The sequence below is a fragment of the Ignavibacteriales bacterium genome (assembly GCA_016700155.1).
Taxonomy (GTDB): domain Bacteria; phylum Bacteroidota; class Ignavibacteria; order Ignavibacteriales; family Ignavibacteriaceae.
Genome location: CP065001.1, coordinates 1,317,901 through 1,336,001, shown reverse-complemented (window position 1 = coordinate 1,336,001; position 18,101 = coordinate 1,317,901). Strand labels below are relative to the sequence as shown.

Annotated in this window: 11 protein-coding genes; 1 reads left to right on the top strand and 10 read right to left on the bottom strand. The window is 35.9% G+C overall.

Features of this window, described 5'->3' with window-relative positions; all coding sequences use genetic code 11:
* Positions 1-18 precede the first annotated feature (18 nt).
* The 8 genes from IPM56_05510 to IPM56_05475 all read right to left on the bottom strand — a co-directional run bounded on the left by IPM56_05510 (position 19) and on the right by IPM56_05475 (position 12,341).
* Complete coding sequence (locus IPM56_05510) at positions 19-1,713, bottom strand: hypothetical protein (GenBank protein QQS37413.1); 1,695 nt, start codon at positions 1,711-1,713, stop codon at positions 19-21.
* 4 nt (positions 1,714-1,717) lie between these two features.
* Positions 1,718-3,616 carry a hypothetical protein gene (locus IPM56_05505; protein ID QQS37412.1) on the bottom strand — a complete coding sequence of 633 codons (1,899 nt, stop codon included), beginning with the start codon at positions 3,614-3,616 and terminating at the stop codon, positions 1,718-1,720.
* Positions 3,607-4,062 (bottom strand): hypothetical protein, encoded by a 456-nt coding sequence (locus IPM56_05500; protein QQS37411.1) that lies wholly within the window; start codon positions 4,060-4,062, stop codon positions 3,607-3,609. Before IPM56_05500 ends, IPM56_05505 begins: the two co-directional genes overlap by 10 nt.
* A 26-nt stretch (positions 4,063-4,088) precedes the next feature.
* Complete coding sequence (locus IPM56_05495; protein ID QQS38229.1) at positions 4,089-5,354, bottom strand: glycosyltransferase; 1,266 nt, start codon at positions 5,352-5,354, stop codon at positions 4,089-4,091.
* Positions 5,355-5,706: 352 nt separating this feature from the next.
* Positions 5,707-8,529, bottom strand: a complete 2,823-nt coding sequence (locus IPM56_05490) for a tetratricopeptide repeat protein (GenBank protein ID QQS37410.1) — start codon at positions 8,527-8,529, stop codon at positions 5,707-5,709.
* Positions 8,530-8,539: 10 nt separating this feature from the next.
* Entirely contained in the window at positions 8,540-9,784 is a 1,245-nt protein-coding gene (locus IPM56_05485; GenBank protein ID QQS37409.1) for a hypothetical protein, read from the bottom strand.
* A gap of 173 nt (positions 9,785-9,957) precedes the next feature.
* Positions 9,958-11,610, bottom strand: a complete 1,653-nt coding sequence (locus IPM56_05480; protein ID QQS37408.1) for a glycoside hydrolase family 9 protein — start codon at positions 11,608-11,610, stop codon at positions 9,958-9,960.
* Between the two features lie 104 nt (positions 11,611-11,714).
* Complete coding sequence (locus tag IPM56_05475) at positions 11,715-12,341, bottom strand: sterol desaturase family protein (GenBank protein QQS37407.1); 627 nt, start codon at positions 12,339-12,341, stop codon at positions 11,715-11,717.
* Positions 12,342-12,587: 246 nt separating this feature from the next.
* Here IPM56_05475 and IPM56_05470 point away from each other — a divergent pair, with 246 nt between their 5' ends.
* Entirely contained in the window at positions 12,588-14,150 is a 1,563-nt protein-coding gene (locus tag IPM56_05470) for a sodium-dependent transporter (GenBank protein QQS37406.1), read from the top strand.
* A 146-nt stretch (positions 14,151-14,296) separates the two neighbouring features.
* On the opposite strand, the gene IPM56_05465 is transcribed toward IPM56_05470, so the two are convergent.
* Both IPM56_05465 and IPM56_05460 read right to left on the bottom strand, forming a co-directional pair.
* A complete protein-coding gene (locus IPM56_05465; GenBank protein ID QQS37405.1) occupies positions 14,297-15,682 on the bottom strand; it encodes a 6-phosphofructokinase in 1,386 nt (461 codons plus the stop codon).
* Between the two features lie 44 nt (positions 15,683-15,726).
* Positions 15,727-17,910, bottom strand: a complete 2,184-nt coding sequence (locus tag IPM56_05460; protein ID QQS37404.1) for a UvrD-helicase domain-containing protein — start codon at positions 17,908-17,910, stop codon at positions 15,727-15,729.
* Positions 17,911-18,101 lie beyond the last annotated feature (191 nt).

Here is an 18,101-nt window from a genome sequence, read left to right as displayed (position 1 = left end):
TATTACTTCGTATATAAATTAAAGATTTTCATTTAATGAAACACGTATTCTTCTCGTCTCATATGCATCAAGATGGTCTACAAAAATTCTTAATTCCTGTTTCAATTTATTGTATTCAAAGTTCAGGTTGCTCACGCGATTGCCTTCATAAAGCATTGGTTCGCTTGTTAGTGATTTTGTTGAGATAAGAAAAAATACATCATCTACTCCAGAATCATTTTTATTGATTAGTTCTATATTTATTTCGGAGTTGCTTTCACTTATGATTTTAACGTTGACATCATTTTTTAACCGGTACCATTCATTGACTAAGCTTATATTCGTTGATAGAATAGAATGAGATTTACCAGAATTCTGTTGAAATAATTCGGATAAATATTTTCTGAGATTTTTGATAGTCGATTCATCGCATAAATCTAAGTTCATTGGGAGATTCATAAAGCCGTCATGATAACTTCCACTTACGCTTCCTGCTTTATTTAGAATATTATTAAGTTGACCTTCGCTCACATCCAGCCAATAGGATTCAGGAATTATCAAAAGATTTCTTGATTCCTCTAAAAAATATGGAGTGAATCTGGTTTCACCTTCAGAAATGAATACAGAATTAATACCGGATTCAATGAGTTGCTCACTATATGCGATGACATTTTTTACAGAATATGTGCTTATATAATCAACTTTTTTGCCGGTATTTTTTTCAAGTGTATTTAATAACACTGATAAATTTTCTATTGAACTATTCAGATCAGGAATAAGTAGCCCAAAATTCCCATATCCTATAAAATTGCTTAAGAGCACTGAATCATCAACTGCAGTTTCAGTAACTAAAAAATCTGCGGTTATTTTGGAGTCGCTTAGAACAGATAATATTTTTTCTGTCTGATCAATTCTTCCATTGATAACCGGAGAAAATGAAAGCTGATATTTTGAAATTCCGGAAGTTTTTCCTGCCTGTGTGAAATTGTTTTCATAAAACCAGTCGACACAATTATTAAAGAATCTGCCGAATAGAATTAAATCAGTAACACCACCAATTATTTGTGTAATATCAAACCCGGTCCATACGTATTTAAAGTTTTCATGATAGCCATACACAATAGAAGACGCTGATACATTTGATTCCGGATTATCTAGATAACCGATATGATATGAATTTGAATTTCCTTCATCTGATAAATAAAGTTCATCTGACAATGAAAGCAGTATTGATTCACCATCATTAATGTCTTTTGTCAATCTGTTACTTCCTGTGAAAACCTGTCTCGCAGATAATTTTTTTGAATTTTTATATTCAGAAATTGCGAGTCCGGTCAACTGTTTTATACATTGAACAAAGTTCAATTTTATATCTTTATCATCAACTGTGATCTTTGATGAAAAATAAATTCCACCGGAAACTGAAGCAAAACTTTTTAGCGCGTCCCATTGCTCTTCTGAAAAGGTCAAGTCAGTTGCAACAATAAGAAAATCAAAGTTCTCCGGATCCGCATTAATAATTTCGTCCTGTGAAAACACTTCATAATCAATATTGTTTTTCATCAACAACAATTCCCACGTGGTTACCTGATCTGTAATTTTCTTTTGGTTAATAGCGGAAACACGATTTGATTCATCGCTCATCACCAGCGCAATTTTATTTTTTGTTACCTGGGTGAAAGATGATACGCAGGCAAAGAGTACTATGATTGATATTTTGAAGAATGTTTTCATCTGATTAAACATTCGGTTTGTTATAATCTATATAATATGTGCGTGATTCATCCGGTTTTAATTCATCTACATAAAGCTGAATTATTCTGCTTCCAGGCGAGTGTTTTAATTTTGCCGGTTTGGTCCCGATGATTTCTGCATCAAGTGAGATTTGTTCAGCGTTATCATTAAGATCGACTTCAACGACAAGATCATTCAGTGTTTCTGATCCCGAATTTGAAACGTTTAATACAACGCGGGTTTTGCCTCTCTTGTCAACGCGTAATTCTACCCTGTCTTTACTCTTATACCAATTTCCTATTTCTGATGCCGTAGCAATCCAGAAATTTTTTCTTTTAAGTTCTTTTATTACATCGCGTATAACTTCTACGTTCTCAGGTCTGCATTGATATTCGCTGTGAGGTTTAAAAATATATAAACCTCCTTCAAATAAAACTCTGTCAATATCTTCCTGGTAAGTATAGAATTGAAATTCTTTTTCAGTTAATCCATAGTCTCTTATAACTTCATAATCATCTCTCGCGGTTTTAGTGAAGACAATTATTCTCTTGCCATCGGCGAGTAATGTTTTGGGCACTGAACGGTCGGTTAATGAATCGACAAAAATAAACTGGTAATTATTATTAACTGCTGCCTGTATCGTGTTATTATCATAAGTTCCGTAGTAAGGAAGGAATCCATTTACTTCGGTTTTAAAATAATTTTCAAGACTGCTTTGTGCACTTTTTAATTTCTGCTGCTGAAGTTGTAAGGAATTTAGTTTATATGATGTGTCAGTTACAGTTGGTCTGTAACCTATATCCACCAGAGCTGAAATATCACCATATGCTTTAAGATTAATATTTAATTTCTGTTGAACTGCTAAAAGAGAAGGATCAACAATGAAAGATGCTTTTACCTTTTCGGATGAAAGTACTTCTAACAGATTCTCCGTATTCTGCAGGTCAGATCCAGTCATAGGAGTAATCATCGCGGCGCTTTTAAAATCAGCAGGCCAGTCTTTTATGTAAGCTATTGGTTGATATGTCAGCCAATTAATTGAATTGTTAAACAACCGATCAAAGTAAACGTAATCTTCCTGCACTCCGATTACTGAGTTAATTTCAAAACCCATCCATACAAATCTTCCGCTGCCATAAGTTCCGCTGACAATTCCGGCACTGTGCTTAATTTCTTCGCGTGATAATCCCCCTTCGAGTTTATAGTTATACCAGAAACTTACTTGTGTTGATCTTGGGTCTAAAACTTCGGCAGCGATGGGCAGATCCCAGGTCGCAACTCTTAGAGGAAATCCGGTTGGAATATTTGCGGTTAAATTAAGTCCTCCTCGCAATGTATGAATTTTGGTTGCTGCGTCATTAGAAATTTCTTTCGAATATTTTATTCCAAATATTTCAGATAAAAATTCCCAGCCTCGCCATTTGCCGTCATTTGAATATGATGCAATACCGCTTGTTGCAAAGATACTTCCGCCGGCATCAATAAATTTTTTAATGCGAATAATTTCTCTGTCACTTAGTGATTTTGAACCCGGAAGAACTAATAGGCTGTAGTGTGAAATGTCACCTGTTTCAAGATCAGTATCTGAAATAACATCATAATCATAACGGGTATTGTTTAAAAATTTACGCCAGGTGATTATGTTATCATTAAGCCAGGTGCTGCCTGCCGGAAGCATATTCTCAGTATATCGTGAATACAGAACTGCAATTTTAGGTTTCTCTCCAAAGAGAGCATTTTTCAAAACAGCCGTGTCAGGAATTAGTTCATTTGCTGAGAATCTGCCGTATACACCTTTTAATATGAAGAGATAGATCAGGATTGAAGCAATAAGAATGGTAAGACCGAAAAGTAAAATCAGTCCATGGCTGACTCCGCCTTTTTTTTTGGTGATTACCTCCACTTCATTGCACCGGTAACTTTATCTTCCTTTGTTGATACATAACCTTCGGAAGTATATTTAAGAAATTTTGTTTCTGTATTTTTATTTTGTGATGATCTCGAATATGAAGTACTTCTTCTGGGTTTAACAGTTTCAAAACCTGTTTCATCGAACTGAACTGATTTTGGTGAACGCTTCTGTTCCCTGTCTGCTTCAAAATTTAAGAACAGCGGCTGATGCATTTGTGAGCCCTCACTGTATGCAGGCTGCTCGACATAAATACTTTGAGGAAGGTTCGCATCATCAGGTGTTACAAGCTCAGCTTTTACTTGTGACGGAGGAACGGTCTGAAATTGTTCTCCCCTTCTTTCCCTGATCTTATAAAGTACGTAAGCACCTATCGCAAGCAGAAATGTGCTGATGGTTGCGACCAGTATTATTGTTGAGAGTATCGGTATCAGTTCCATAAAAACCTTTCGGAATAAAAATAGTTTTAAATTTTTGCTGTCCCCAGGCGTTCAAGTTTTCCCCAGCCCATTCTTATACCAAGGAACTCTTCTATAGTTGACATAGCTTTACAAATATCGATGATAAGGATAAAGAACATCCTGTAAATTATTGCGTAACCAATTAATCTGATTTCTTCTTTTTCAACGGCAACACAGTATAGTGCAGTTATCAGGTCAAGAAGTGCGAGCCCCGCCCACCAGAAAAATATTAATGATGAAAAACCAAAGAACACAGCGGCTACAATGAAAAATAAATTTGCTGCGATATTCATTGCCGGCCAGATAAGCGCTTCATAAAACATCATCCATAAAATTACTGTATCGCCGAAGTTAATCGTCGGATTGATCATCAATCTTTTATGTTTTTTGATTGACTGAATTATCCCTCTTGTCCATCGGTACCTTTGCTTCAGCAGCTGCTGAATTTTTTCAGGTGCTTCGGTATATGAAATGGATTTAGGTTCATAATAAATTTTCCAGCCGTTTGCTAAAATCTTTAGTGTAAGATCTGCATCTTCAGCAAATGTGTCGCTGGAATAATAACCTGCCTGCTGAATGGCTTTTTTGCGGAATAACCCGATCGGACCGGGAATAATATTAACAAGTTTAACAAAACTCTGTGCGCTTCTTGCCATATTCAAACCTTCGATATACTCCAGTGCCTGAAGGTCTGTAATGAATTTTCTTCTGTTCAAAACTTTAACGTTGCCGGCAACAGCACCAATTTCAGGATTTGTAAAATGGCGTATTGCCATCTTTATTGAATCCGGTGAAAGTTGTGAATCACCATCCATACACAAAACATATTCAGCGTCCGAGACTTTTATACCGTAGTTAAGTGCAGTTGCTTTACCGCCGTTTGGTTTGTTTATCAAGGAGATTTTAATTTCTGATAATTTCCCTTTCCTGAAACCAACCAGTTCTTCTGCCACTGCTTTTGTGTTATCTGTTGAACCATCATTAACGATAATTATTTCATAGTTGGAATAATTCAATTCTAGTAATGATCTTATTGATTCCCTGATCACTTTTTCTTCATTGTAAACAGGAATTATTATTGAAACGAAAGGTTGAAAACCATTTTTTGATTTGAATGTGTATTCATTCAGATAAAGATACGCCATTGCAAGAATGGCAAAATATCTTATCAGCAAAATGAAAAGGAAAATTACTAACGCAACAATTGTTGCATATTCAAATAATGAGCTGACGGAAAGTACAGTTTGAGGTAAGGTGTAGATAACAATCATCAATAGTATTAATGAAAGCATCCCACTAACTATAATCCGGCGAAGATACTTTCTGCTGTAGTTATTATCAGAGTTCTGTTCACTTTTATTATTAAAAACTAAAACAGTCCGCCGCAAACGATCTTTATTTTTCGATTTCATGAAATTGCGTTTTTTTGCAAAATTTCAATAATAATGCCACCAAAAACATCATTATTTGATTTTAGATTCAACTAAAACTAAAACGACTTGTAGCACTATTGGATACGCTCATTATTTTGTATCAATGTAGAACAACAACACTTAAATCCAAGTTGATCGATTAACAATAGTTATCCTATAGCTGAATCACCCTCATATTTTAGAGATGCTATCAGAATGACCAGAACGCGGATATTCCAAACGATACTGAACTATAACCGGTTTCCTGTCTGACTGTGCTTCCTGCTGAAGCTCTGAGTCGAAGTGTTAGTTTATCGAAAAATTTATGGCTCAATGAACCGGAAATTTCTCTCAGGATAAAATCATTCTCTGGTATTATTCCGACTTTTCCGCCGATCACTGCTTCTGTTTCTTTGTTTGAAATAAATTTCCAGTCAGCCCATAAACTATGAGCTTCAAAATTTTCCGGACTCCAGTAAAGCAGCGATCTATTTTTATAATCAATAAACGAATATACATACCCTGCGGAAATTCTGTTGTTAAAATTTTCACCGAGCTTCAGATCAAGATGATATCCATCATTGGAATCTGAAAGAGAATTATACATAAATCTTCCGGCAAGAAAAGTATTTGTTGTCGCAAAATATTTTGCGTTCAAAGAATAGTTCTTTGCGTTCAATCTTTCGTCGACAAGAAACGGAGAGTACATAATGTGGCTGGCATCAGAAGAATTAAATGATGCAATTATTGTGTACTTCATTTCATCTTCAGCACGTAAAGAGACTTCTGTTATATTGCTGTTAAATTCGTTTTCAAATCTTGTCCTGCCGAAACCGGCTGTAGCTGAAACAATTCGATTTAATTTAAGATAAACTGTGCCTTTGATAATATTAAAATCTGTATCACCCGAATCAGATCTTAAATCTCCGTTGTAAAATGAAATTCCTGCTGCAATAAATTTCGTTAATCCTACCTGCAAACCGATTCCCTGGGTCTTGTATCTCAGACTTATATTATCACTAAAAAAATTTGCTTCGGGTATTAACATTAAATTGGTAAAAAATTTATTTGAATTAGAATCATCATCGGGTGAAAGCCAATTCATTCTCTTTTTAATTATGTAAGAACCTGGATTTTGCAATAACATTTCGGAATAAATGTTTTTTGCATTTAGTTCAAGACCGTTTGCTAAGTATGCATCCCCAAGCAACAGTTTAACTTCATTGTTATCCGGATTTTCAGCATAAAGTTTTTTGAATTCCCTTAAAGCAGAAACAGAATCCCTGCTCCATAGATAAAGTTTTGCTCGCTGAAGTGCATCGGTGAAAGAAAATTCTTTATCAAGTATCTGAGTATAAATTGAAATTGCTTTATTATAATTTCCGTCACATTCGTATGAGGATGATAATTCCCGCAAGATATTCAATTCATCCGGCTGGGCGGTAAGATATTTTTTATAAAGATCGATCGCTTTAATGCAATTCCTATGGAAAGCCGCTGTCCGTGCTTCTTCAAGTAGTGAAAAAAGATTTCTGTCTTCAATTTTGGATCTTAAATTTTCAAGGTGACCTTTAAGAAGTTCCAACTGGGGATCCTGCGGGTTATTTTTTTCTGCCAACCGGATATAATGTTCTGCCTGATCAGGTTTTTCTAATTTTACAAGAATATTCGCGGCAATCACTTCAAATTCAGAATTACTTATTTGTTTATCCTGAATTTCATTTATAACAGTAATTAAATCGCTGGAGAATTGATCTGTCCAAATAGAGTACTTTAATTTCAACAATTTGTAATCAGTATTTTCAGGAAAAAGACTGTTGAGTATTGCTATCTGCTCACCTGCTGTGCAGTAATCCATAAACCATCCTGAGTGAACTGCAAACTGATACCTAACGGCTTCAGAATTCGGGTAAGCTGAAAGAAAATCCTCATAATATTTTTTTGCGGATGAATAATCATTCATATTTACAAATGCCGCCGTAAGCTTAAGAAGAACTTTCTCTTCCTTATTGCTTTCATACTTTTCTTTTAAATCTGAGATATGATTTTTATAATAAGTTGATTTCTTTAATTTCAGATCAGCACCTAACTGTTCAAATTCTTTCTTGAAGTTTTTATCCTTCCCAAGTTCTTTAAGTTCTGATTCAGCTTCATTAAACCTGTTTGCATGGAGTAATTCTTTTATCAACAATATTCTTGTTGCATTATCGTTTGGATTATTTTTCAAACGCCGGATATAGTTGTCAATCGCATATCCTTTATTGGAGGCAGTGCTGTAATTTCTTTTTGTTGTATCATTGACCAGGTATGTAAAGCCCTTACCATTTGCCTGCGCAAGTCCATCGAGTGCCTCTTTAAAATATGGACGGAATTTAAGAGAGTTTTCAAAAGCATCAATTGCAATTTTATTTTTACCAAGCCACAGAGTGAAATATCCATATCTCGACCACAGTCTATGATCATCCGGATTTAGTTCACAGTATTTTTTAAGAATTGGTTCACCCTTGGATATTTTATTTAATGCTGCCAGAATTTCACAGTAACGAAGAATTTCATCTGATGATGCGTGTTCCATTGTCAGGTACTTATCATACCAGACTTCAGCCTCCGACCAGTTACCAAGATTTTTATATGCTTTGCCGATTTCAAGATAGTTGGAGGCTATTGAAGGATCAATCGCTATTTCACGCTTGTATCCTGCTATCCTGTTATGAAGCAATGCATACCATGTTTCAGTGACCCTGGATAGATTTTCATTAATTGATTTATCGGACGAATTAATTTTGTTAGCAGTTCTCAGATCGTAAACAGCAGATTCATATAGACCTCTCTTTTCATAACAGAAAGCTCTAAATGTATATCCGTCGGTTTTTCGTGGGTTTGCAGAAATGTACCTGTTAAGCAGATCAATAGCTTCACCATATCTTTCAAATTTCATATGGTCAAGTGCTTCACGACGTAACGCATCAGAATTAGTCTGCGGTAAAAGGATAGAATAAATTAAGAGAGACAGGATGATTATTTTTTTGATCATCTATCTTCCGTTAATAATATCCGGGCTGATCTTTTTCCTGTGATTCATCAACAAGAAGCTGCTGGAACATATCATCCGCATTTTCAATTTTGTCATTTACAATTGCAGCAAACACAGAGATATATTGCATTGCTTTGTTGAGGTAAACCGGATCTGTTCCGGGTAGGTTGCTGCGAATCTTTGCAAGTAAACTGTTTAGTCCTTTTTGATCTTCTTTAGTCATAAGAACAACAATTTTATTTTTCATTGCGCAGATCTTATCTTTTCTGTCGGTTGATAATCTTATTGCATTCTGAAGCTGATTCAGGGTAAGTATACCTTTGGTTTCCGCGCTCATATCAAGCCTAAATGAAACCATTGTGAATACTTGACCAGTACTTTTGAAAAGAGCAATCTGGTTATTCACAATCAGGCTGAAGTCATTAATTGTATAAAGATTTGAAAAAAAGATATCCTCCTTGGAAATCTCCATCTCACTTAAAGAACGATAACGTGTATCGCCGGTTCGTGAATATTTTTTTGGTGAGGTTACAACATCTTTATTGTCTTCAAAATCTACTGTAACTCCTTTGTATGGTTCTATGTGATAATCTGCTTTGAATTGACCTTCGGTATGACCAACGTTCGGAGTAATGATCATCCTGCCGCCTTGTGTACGTCTGTGCGAATCTTCTTTTTTCTGAAGATAGATTACACCGGTTGAATATGCAGCGAGAGCATCTGTAATTGTTCTGGCTCCTTGCGTTGCAGGATCGCCAATAATAAATAAACTTGTAATCGATGCTTCTTCAATGCTCTCTGTTGCTTGAAGGAAAACTTCCTGGAGCAGATTTACATCATTAAACCCTATAAAAGGTGTAAGCTCGTCAAAGACTATTTTGGTAGGTTGATATTGTTCAACAACAGTAACTATATCTTTGAGATATTCAGCAAGAAAAGGATCAGGATTATTTGATTCAGCCAGATTGCCCGGGGGCGCAACTCTGACTACAATAATCTGGTTCTGGTTCATATAGTGCTGCAGATCAAAATCTATAGATGCAGCGTGGATAAGAAGATCCTTCGGTCTCATACTTGTGAAGTAGAGACAAACCTCTTTCTGACGTGCGCACTCCATCGCATATTGAAGACCGATTAGTGTCCTTCCGGATTTTCGAGGTCCGATTAAAAGATAAGTACCGCCCCGGTAGAACCCACTCCAGGCATTATCTACCAGTGCAATACCAGACGGTATAAGTTGAATTTTTTTCCTCATAGCCCCTCGGAATTTCCGTTAATTTTCCAATTATTATGCCGCAGAATTATCAGTTAAATGTTATTTATTTATTAAATATTCAACAAAGGATAATTTGTGATGACCTAATCAGAGACAAGATTTTTTTATTGTACTATAATGCAACAAGAATAATGAAACTGATATTCAATATTTTATCTTCCTGAGAAGTAACCAAAAACGAACAAAGCAGTTGCGTTACCTGTTATGGTTGCTTCATTTGTAATATAATTTAAGTGATCATCAGAATAAACTATTGAATGATAATCAAACTGCGGTAACAAATTTTTACTGTTTGATATTTCTAATTTATTCATCAGTTCCAGAGGTGCGGGACCGCCTACTACTGCGCCGGGAATGCTGCAGAAATTAATGTATGCAATTTGTGAATGAATATTCATGGGGAAATTATCGCCGCTACCAGTTATAAAACTTTTTCCCCAAAGATTTTTACCAAGAATGAAATCACGTTGAGCAACTGAAATCATTTGAAAAGAATCATCTCCTGATATCGATCTGTAAAGTATTTCCGTCAAAGCTGTACCGAGAAAAGAATTTGTACTGCCCCACGAGTAGCTTAATGGTTCACCGAATAAATTTTGTTTCATGTTCTTTTTATAATAATCCAAACTTTCCCGGATAAATCTTAAAGTGGTAACATCATGCCTGGCTACTTTATAATGAGCCAGTGAATTTATATTTCCCCAACTCCACCAGTAATCAGCGCCAGCGGCAATACAATATTCAACAGCATCAGATAAATAATGTTCTTCGCCTGTAACTTCATAAAGTTCAACGGCTGCAAGTCCTAATTTCCCCTCAAATTCTTTATCAATGTAGTGTGTTGAATGAAGAGTATCTATATCATCCACAAGGTTTCTAAGATCATAAAATTTTTTAGAAACGTTAAAACAAATTTGTGACAATGAATCAATCTTAACAACATTCATCCAGATTTTTGATGCAAGCGCTAAAGCAGCAGAGTAAATCCCGATAATATTTTTTCCTATTCCGGTGAATCCGGTTCTTTTAAATTCCAGTGGATCATCTTCAGGCATTCGCCAAGTTACTAAATGTTCGGAGGAATCCTGTACCTGCACAATCAGACTATCATCTACGAAATTACATCTTAATAACCAGTCGATGCCGATTCTCGCTTCATCAAGGACGTCAGGTACTCCATTCCCATTATGATCAAACCCGAATTTAACAGGATCAAATTCATAGCAGAACATCAGAAGATAAGTTGTATATGCAGTCGTTGATAAAAATTTAACATAATCACCGGCGTCATGCCATCCGCCTGTTAAATCTTTAATACCAGCTACCGGAATGTTGTTGATAGACGTAACATCTGAAAGATGACAGACACCGTGAAGATATGGATTTGTGGGACCACAACGCTGTACTTCAAAAAATTTAAGAAGAGAATCTGTGACATCATTATAAATGTGATTACCAATTTTAAAAGTATAAGAGCATGTATTTTTGTATTTAATATAGAACTCACCTTCACTTTTGATTGCGGAAAAATCAAAATATCCAAAACTCCTGAAACCGTATTTTAGCGAATCATTGGGCAGGAAATTTATTTCAGCAGCATACACCGCCTGATCATTTATAACCGAGTGAATATAACAGCTATCAAAATCAAGTCTGTCTTCTGAAAAAATTATACCTGACTTTATACCATCAGTTAGATAACCAACCTGATTTATCCTAATAAAAATATTAATGCTGTCAGAAGTACTGTGACTCGAAGAATTAAAAAGCAGAATCAGCAGAGGTATGTAATACTTTATAGGCATAAATAATGAATTGAAAATGAAAGTTAGAATTCCCCGGCTATGAAAAAATCAAAGAAGTGACTAAAAGCCTGGCAGGATGAAATTAAAAATCCTGCCGTAAAAAATTATTTTTTATTTTTTTCGAAATCTGTTCCGACAATAATATCCCATGTTGGAGAACTTACTCCAAATCCTTTTTCGGAATCCATATAATGGTGCCGCATATGATGGTTTTTTATCGCAAGCCAGAATTTGTTATGCATATTAAAATGATGAACAGCATAATGCGTCATATCGTAAACAAGATACCCCAATATGAACCCTACGAAAAACGGTGCAACAAGTACAGTACCCAGAATCAATTCAAATAAAAAATAAAACATCATTGCAAGCGGAACACTAACAGATGGCGGCATAACAAGTCTTCTTGAATCATTAGGATAATCGTGGTGTACTCCATGAAAAATAAAATGCAGTCTTTCACCGACTTTGGATTTCGGACGATAATGGAAAATGAACCTGTGTAAAGTGTATTCGGTTAAAGTCCAGACGGCAACTCCCAGCGCAAATAATGAAATAATGGTAATAAATGTTAATTCGTATTTAACAATTGATATGAACAGGAAGTATGCAATCACAGGTAAATATACAATTACCGGGACTGAAGGATGTACCCTCGAAAAGGATTCAAGGAAATCACTCTCAAACATCCGTACAGTTTCATCTTTATTAGACACAAAATTTTTAGGCATAAACATTATCCATCTTTTTTAGCTCGCGTCAAATTTAATAATTTTATTTTCAATAATAAACAAATGTTAAGTATTGAATTAAAGTAAATATTGTTCATTAACAAGATAACCACATATTCAGTTAGCTTCCTTTTATGTAGAATCAATCTTGTTTTTATTTGAAATTCTTAATTAAAGTTTTCATATTCGAGTGAACATTTTAGTTTTTCCTAACTGATTTATTTCCGGTACTTTAACGGAGGATTAATGCCACAAAATGGTGAACGCGAACAATGGGGAACAAAGATCGGATTAATACTTGCTGTTGCGGGTAACGCAGTCGGGCTTGGTAACTTTTTAAGATTTCCTGTTCAGGCAGCGCAAAATGGCGGCGGTGCATTTATGATTCCTTACTTCATTTTCTTTCTCATACTCGGTATTCCATTAATGTGGATTGAATGGGGAATCGGCAGAAACGGAGGTCGTTACAAACACGGCAGTGCACCTGGAATGTTTGATGTTATCTGGAAAAATAAATTATCCAAATATTTCGGGGCACTTGGATTATTCATCTCGATGACAATCCTTATCTATTATACTTATATAGAATCATGGACGCTTGGCTTCAGTTTGTTTTCAATCACCGGATTATACTTCGACGAAACAACTGCTGACACAATGAAAAATTTTCTATACAGTTATCAGGGAAGAGAAACCGGACATCATTTCACAAGTATACTGCCAGCATATGGAATTATGATTGTAACTTTCTTCCTGAATTTCTGGGTGCTGTATAAAGGAATATCAAAAGGAATAGAAAAGTTAGCAAAGATTGCAATGCCTTTACTACTCATCTTTGCTATCATTCTTGCAATAAGAATTTTTACGCTTGGAACTCCCGATCCATCAATACCCGAAAACTCAGTATTAAATGGATTTGGTTTCATCTGGAATCCTGATTTTAGTTTACTCGGTGATCCGAAAATATGGCTGGCAGCCGCAGGGCAAATTTTCTTTACGCTATCAGTTGGAATGGGAACAATACATGCCTATGCCAGTTATCTAAAACCAAGTGATGACATTGCGCTTTCGGGATTAACAACCGCATCAACAAATGAATTTGTTGAAGTTGTTTTAGGTGCAAGTATTGCTATACCTGTTGCAGTTGCATTCTTTGGTCTTGATACAACACAAGCATTTGCAAAAGGCGGTGCATTCGATCTGGGATTTGTATCAATGCCATTAATTTTCGGAAGCAAAGCTTTTCCACTTGGTGCTGTCTTTGGGTTCCTATGGTTCTTATTACTTTTTTTTGCTGGGATAACATCTTCTGTCGCAATGGGTCAACCTGTTGTAGCGTTCCTTGAAGATGAGTTTGGAATGGATAGAAAAAAAGCTGTGGGACTTTTAGCACTTGTGGTTCTGATCGCTGTTCAGTTTGTAGTCTTCTTCCTTAAATATGGATTCCTTGATGAGATGGACTATTGGGCAGGAACTTTCGGCTTGGTAGTTTTTGCATTAATTGAAACTGTGTTGTTTATGTGGGTATTTGGCTCCGAGAATGCATGGAGAGAAATGAATGCCGGCGGAGATTTTCAGATACCAAGGATTTTTTATTACATAATGAAATTTGTAACACCACTGGTACTGTTAATTGTTATGATATGGTGGTTTGTAAATGATGCAATACCCACTTTGTTACTCACAAATGCCCCCCCTGAAAATGTCCCGTATATATGGGCGTCACGGGGTTTAATGGTACTTCTTTTCGCCGGCTTAGTTTATCTTGTTAAGAAAGCATGGGCAAATCACAGAACGGAGGAAGTTTAAATGGGATTGACAACAGAAGGAACTATTTTTCTTGCAGTAGCCTGGACTTGTATAATTACACTTACTATTTATTGTTTCTACAGAGTATTCAAATCTGAAAGAAAGAAATAAGAGATGAGTACTTCTCATCTCTTATTTAAACTTACTTAATTCGTAATCGCTTCACCATTTTCTTTATTCTGTTCATCCACAGGATAATCTGAAAATGGTTTATGTGCTGTATTATTCTCTGATGCTGCAAGTTTAATTTTACCGTCTTTCAGATTTTTATAAAGCATATCATTTTCCATCAGATAGAAAAACTTATCTCTGAATTCTTCGAGTGATATTCCACAAGTGGCTGCATACTTGGCAAGTTCGTGTGGATCCTCAAAATCTGCCTGGTTTAAACGCAGCATATATCTTCGTGCAATATAAAATGTTTCAGAACTAGGGTCTACCATCCTTACTCTTGCACGATTTGTTACGGGATCCAGAATGTCATGGAAATACAATGGAACAAAGTGACCATTCTGAATAGAAACCATTGCACCCGTTCCTCCATTAAGGATAAATTGTGCTGCCGAAAATCCAAGATCTCTTGTGTATTCCATATCATAAGGGATCGGATCAGCGCATCGTAATTCATAACCGATATTCTTAGCTACGATGGTGGCTTTGATTCCAAACTGTTTCAATCTTTCCTGGACTTTATACTTTAGTATTTCACCAAAATTAACTTCAGCTATTCTAATATTGTCATGAGCATCTCTCTCAATATCAACTAATGATTCAAGATCTTTTTCATCTAGATGTTCAACCAATCCTTCGGCAAGTATTGCGACGCCATCTTTTCTGCCATAACTCAATCGCTTTATTATTGCTCCAACCAGCACATCAACAACATGCGGAAGTCTGATTTTCTGATTTGGAAATTCTTCCGGAATTAACGTGAGTGTTGCACCGGTTGCTTTACCAATACCAAGTGCAAGATGTCCTGCTTTTCTTCCCATTGAAACTACAAAATACCAGCGCGAAGTTGTTTGTGCATCAACCATAAGATTTTTTACAACTTCAACACCGATGTGTCGTGCAGTTTGAAATCCGAATGTCGGAATACCATGCGGCAGGTCAAGGTCATTATCAATAGTCTTTGGTACATGAACAACTTTAATTCGTCCGGCAGCCATTTCATCAACTTTTAAAGCGCTGAAAGCCGTATCATCACCGCCAATTGTAATGAGCTTATCAACATTCAACCGTAGTAATGACGTGACTGTATTTTCAAGATGCTTTTTATCCTTAGTAGGATTTGCCCTTGCAATACCGATGTATGAACCTCCTCTGAAATGTATCCTGCTTACATTATGAATTGTAAGATCTTTTACGTGCGAAATATCCCCATCCATAATCCATTTAAATCCATCCTTAATACCAATAACTTCAACACCTTCAACAGCGGCCCTGATAGTTGCAGCACCAATAACACTATTAATTCCAGGAGCGGGGCCACCGCCAACCAGGATTGCCAATTTTTTAGGTGCTATAGACATCGTCTCAACTCCTTCTTAAATATTTTTTCTTTCACTTTTATTAATTAGAGAACTTTCAGCTTCGCAAATTTCAACATCAGTTGTTTTACATTGTTACCTTCAAATGCCACGGTTGCTTTCAGCATATCCCCGGCACCTGTAACCTGCGTAACTTTTCCAAGACCGAATTTATCATGCATAACCCTGCTGCCGGGTTTTAGTGATTTGTTGTCCTGGTTAAAATCTTCGTAGTCAACATTCTCAAAGTATTCGTAATAAATTTCTTTTTTGGATTTACGGAGTGCGTTCTTTCTGCCGAAACCTCCCTGGATTTCGGAATAGGTTGCCGGATCCAGCTCATCAATAAATCTTGAACGGCTCTGATATGCAACTTCGCCGAAACGATATCTTGATCTTGCATGCGAGATATATATTTTTTGCTGCGCCCTTGTTAAAGCAACATAAAATAATCGTCTTTCTTCTTCAACAGTTGCATCTGTACTGAACCTGTTTGAGAGCGGGAATATATCTTCCTCACATCCTGAAATAAAAACGATTGGAAACTCGAGTCCTTTTGCACTGTGAACAGTGAGTAAAGTCACAATGTTTTGTTCATCTTCGTATAGATCTATATCGGCTACCAGAGAAACTTCTTCAAGATATTGCTCAAGTTTAGCCCCTTTATTTGCGGTTGAAAATTCACTCAATGCAGAAAGTAACTCATTTATGTTTTCCCATCTGCCCATTGATTCGGGTGTATTTTCTTCTTTAAACATTCTGAGTATGCCAAGTTCATCGAGTAATGCGCGGGAAAGTTCGCCAACGGATAATTTATCTTTCAGTCCGATATATTTTTCAAGAAGTACTCTGAACGATTTTACATTTTTTTGTATACGTTCTTTGATATCGATAACTTCAAACACGCGGGACATTGTATCAAACAAAGTAATATTATGTTTGCGGGCAAATGCTATCATTCTTTTTATTGTAGTGCTTCCGATTCCTCTCTGAGGGAAGTTCATTATTCTTAATAAACTTTCTTCGTCATTCTGATTTGAAAGGATTCTTAGATAAGCAATTACATCTTTAACTTCTTTTCGCTTATAAAATTCAATTCCGCCGATTATTCTGTATGGAATTTTTTCTCTTCTGAAAACATCCTCAAGAGCACGCGACTGTGCGTTTGTCCTGTATAGTATTGCAAAGTCTTTCAGCGCCAGTTTCTTCTTTGATATTTCCTGTTTAATGGACTTAGCAATCTGGTAAGCTTCATCTTTTTCATCCGAACATCTGACAAGCGTAAGACTTTCCCCATCATTGTTCTCTGTCCACAAAGTTTTAATAAGTTGTTCTTTATTTTTCTTTATAACAGAATCAGCGGCTAATAATATTGTTTTTGTTGAACGATAATTCTGCTCGAGTTTTATGATTTTGTGTTTCGGAAAATCTTTTTCGAAATCCAGCATATTTCCTACATTCGCTCCGCGCCAGCTATATATACTTTGTGCATCGTCGCCAACAACACAAATTTTTCCGTCGCGTGAAGTAAGCATTTTCAGAAGCTCATACTGTGCTTTATTTGTATCCTGGAATTCATCAACAAGAATGTATTGAAACATCTTCTTATACTTTTGAAGAATCTTTGGATGCCTGTCAAATAACTCGATAGGCTTTAACAGAAGATCATCAAAATCCATTGAATTATTTTCGACAAGTCTTACCTGGTATTCATCAAAAATATCAGCAATCTTTTCCTCAATCGTTGAACCTTTATGTTTCTGCCTGTACTGTTTAGGCATAGTCATATGGTTTTTCAAATAGCTGATTCTGTGCCGGACAGAGTTTGCCGTTAAACTTTCAATTTCAATATTGAGATTACTCATAATATTCTGTACAAGTGAAAGAGAGTCTTCAACATCATAAATTGAAAAATTACTTTTGAAATCCAGGTTACGTGCTTCAATTCGTAATATTTTTGCGAAGATTGAATGAAATGTTCCCATCCATATTTTATCCGCTTTTGCGCCAACAAGCTCGCGAATTCTGGATTTCATTTCATTGGCTGCTTTATTCGTGAATGTGAGCGCGAGTATGTTTTCAGCTTCATAACCTTTATCTATTAAGTAAGCAACTTTATACGTAAGCACCCTTGTTTTACCGGAGCCGGCGCCGGCAACAATCATTAACGGACCTTCATCATATTCAACTGCTTTTTTCTGTTCGGGGTTAAGGGATTTTAAACTGATCATAGACTTTCAAATGTTTAAAAATTTTGATTGCAAATATATGGAAATGCAAATCGAATTAAAAGGTGGAAAAATTGTTATGGTAGTGAGTGATGAGTTAAAGAGAAATTAAAAACAGCGTGTTTTGTTTACATACTTATCTATATCGAAAGTGTGATTAACTCATCTCTTGTAAATTAAGCGAATTTGATTTA

Coding starts and splice junctions, on each gene's coding strand:
- IPM56_05510 (QQS37413.1), bottom strand. CDS start 1,713: ATGAAAACATTCTTCAAAATATCAATCATAGTACTCTTTGCCTGCGTA.
- IPM56_05500 (QQS37411.1), bottom strand. CDS start 4,062: ATGGAACTGATACCGATACTCTCAACAATAATACTGGTCGCAACCATC.
- IPM56_05495 (QQS38229.1), bottom strand. CDS start 5,354: ATGATTGTTATCTACACCTTACCTCAAACTGTACTTTCCGTCAGCTCA.
- IPM56_05490 (QQS37410.1), bottom strand. CDS start 8,529: ATGATCAAAAAAATAATCATCCTGTCTCTCTTAATTTATTCTATCCTT.
- IPM56_05485 (QQS37409.1), bottom strand. CDS start 9,784: ATGAGGAAAAAAATTCAACTTATACCGTCTGGTATTGCACTGGTAGAT.
- IPM56_05480 (QQS37408.1), bottom strand. CDS start 11,610: ATGCCTATAAAGTATTACATACCTCTGCTGATTCTGCTTTTTAATTCT.
- IPM56_05475 (QQS37407.1), bottom strand. CDS start 12,341: ATGCCTAAAAATTTTGTGTCTAATAAAGATGAAACTGTACGGATGTTT.
- IPM56_05470 (QQS37406.1), top strand. CDS start 12,588: ATGCCACAAAATGGTGAACGCGAACAATGGGGAACAAAGATCGGATTA.
- IPM56_05465 (QQS37405.1), bottom strand. CDS start 15,682: ATGTCTATAGCACCTAAAAAATTGGCAATCCTGGTTGGCGGTGGCCCC.
- IPM56_05460 (QQS37404.1), bottom strand. CDS start 17,910: ATGATCAGTTTAAAATCCCTTAACCCCGAACAGAAAAAAGCAGTTGAA.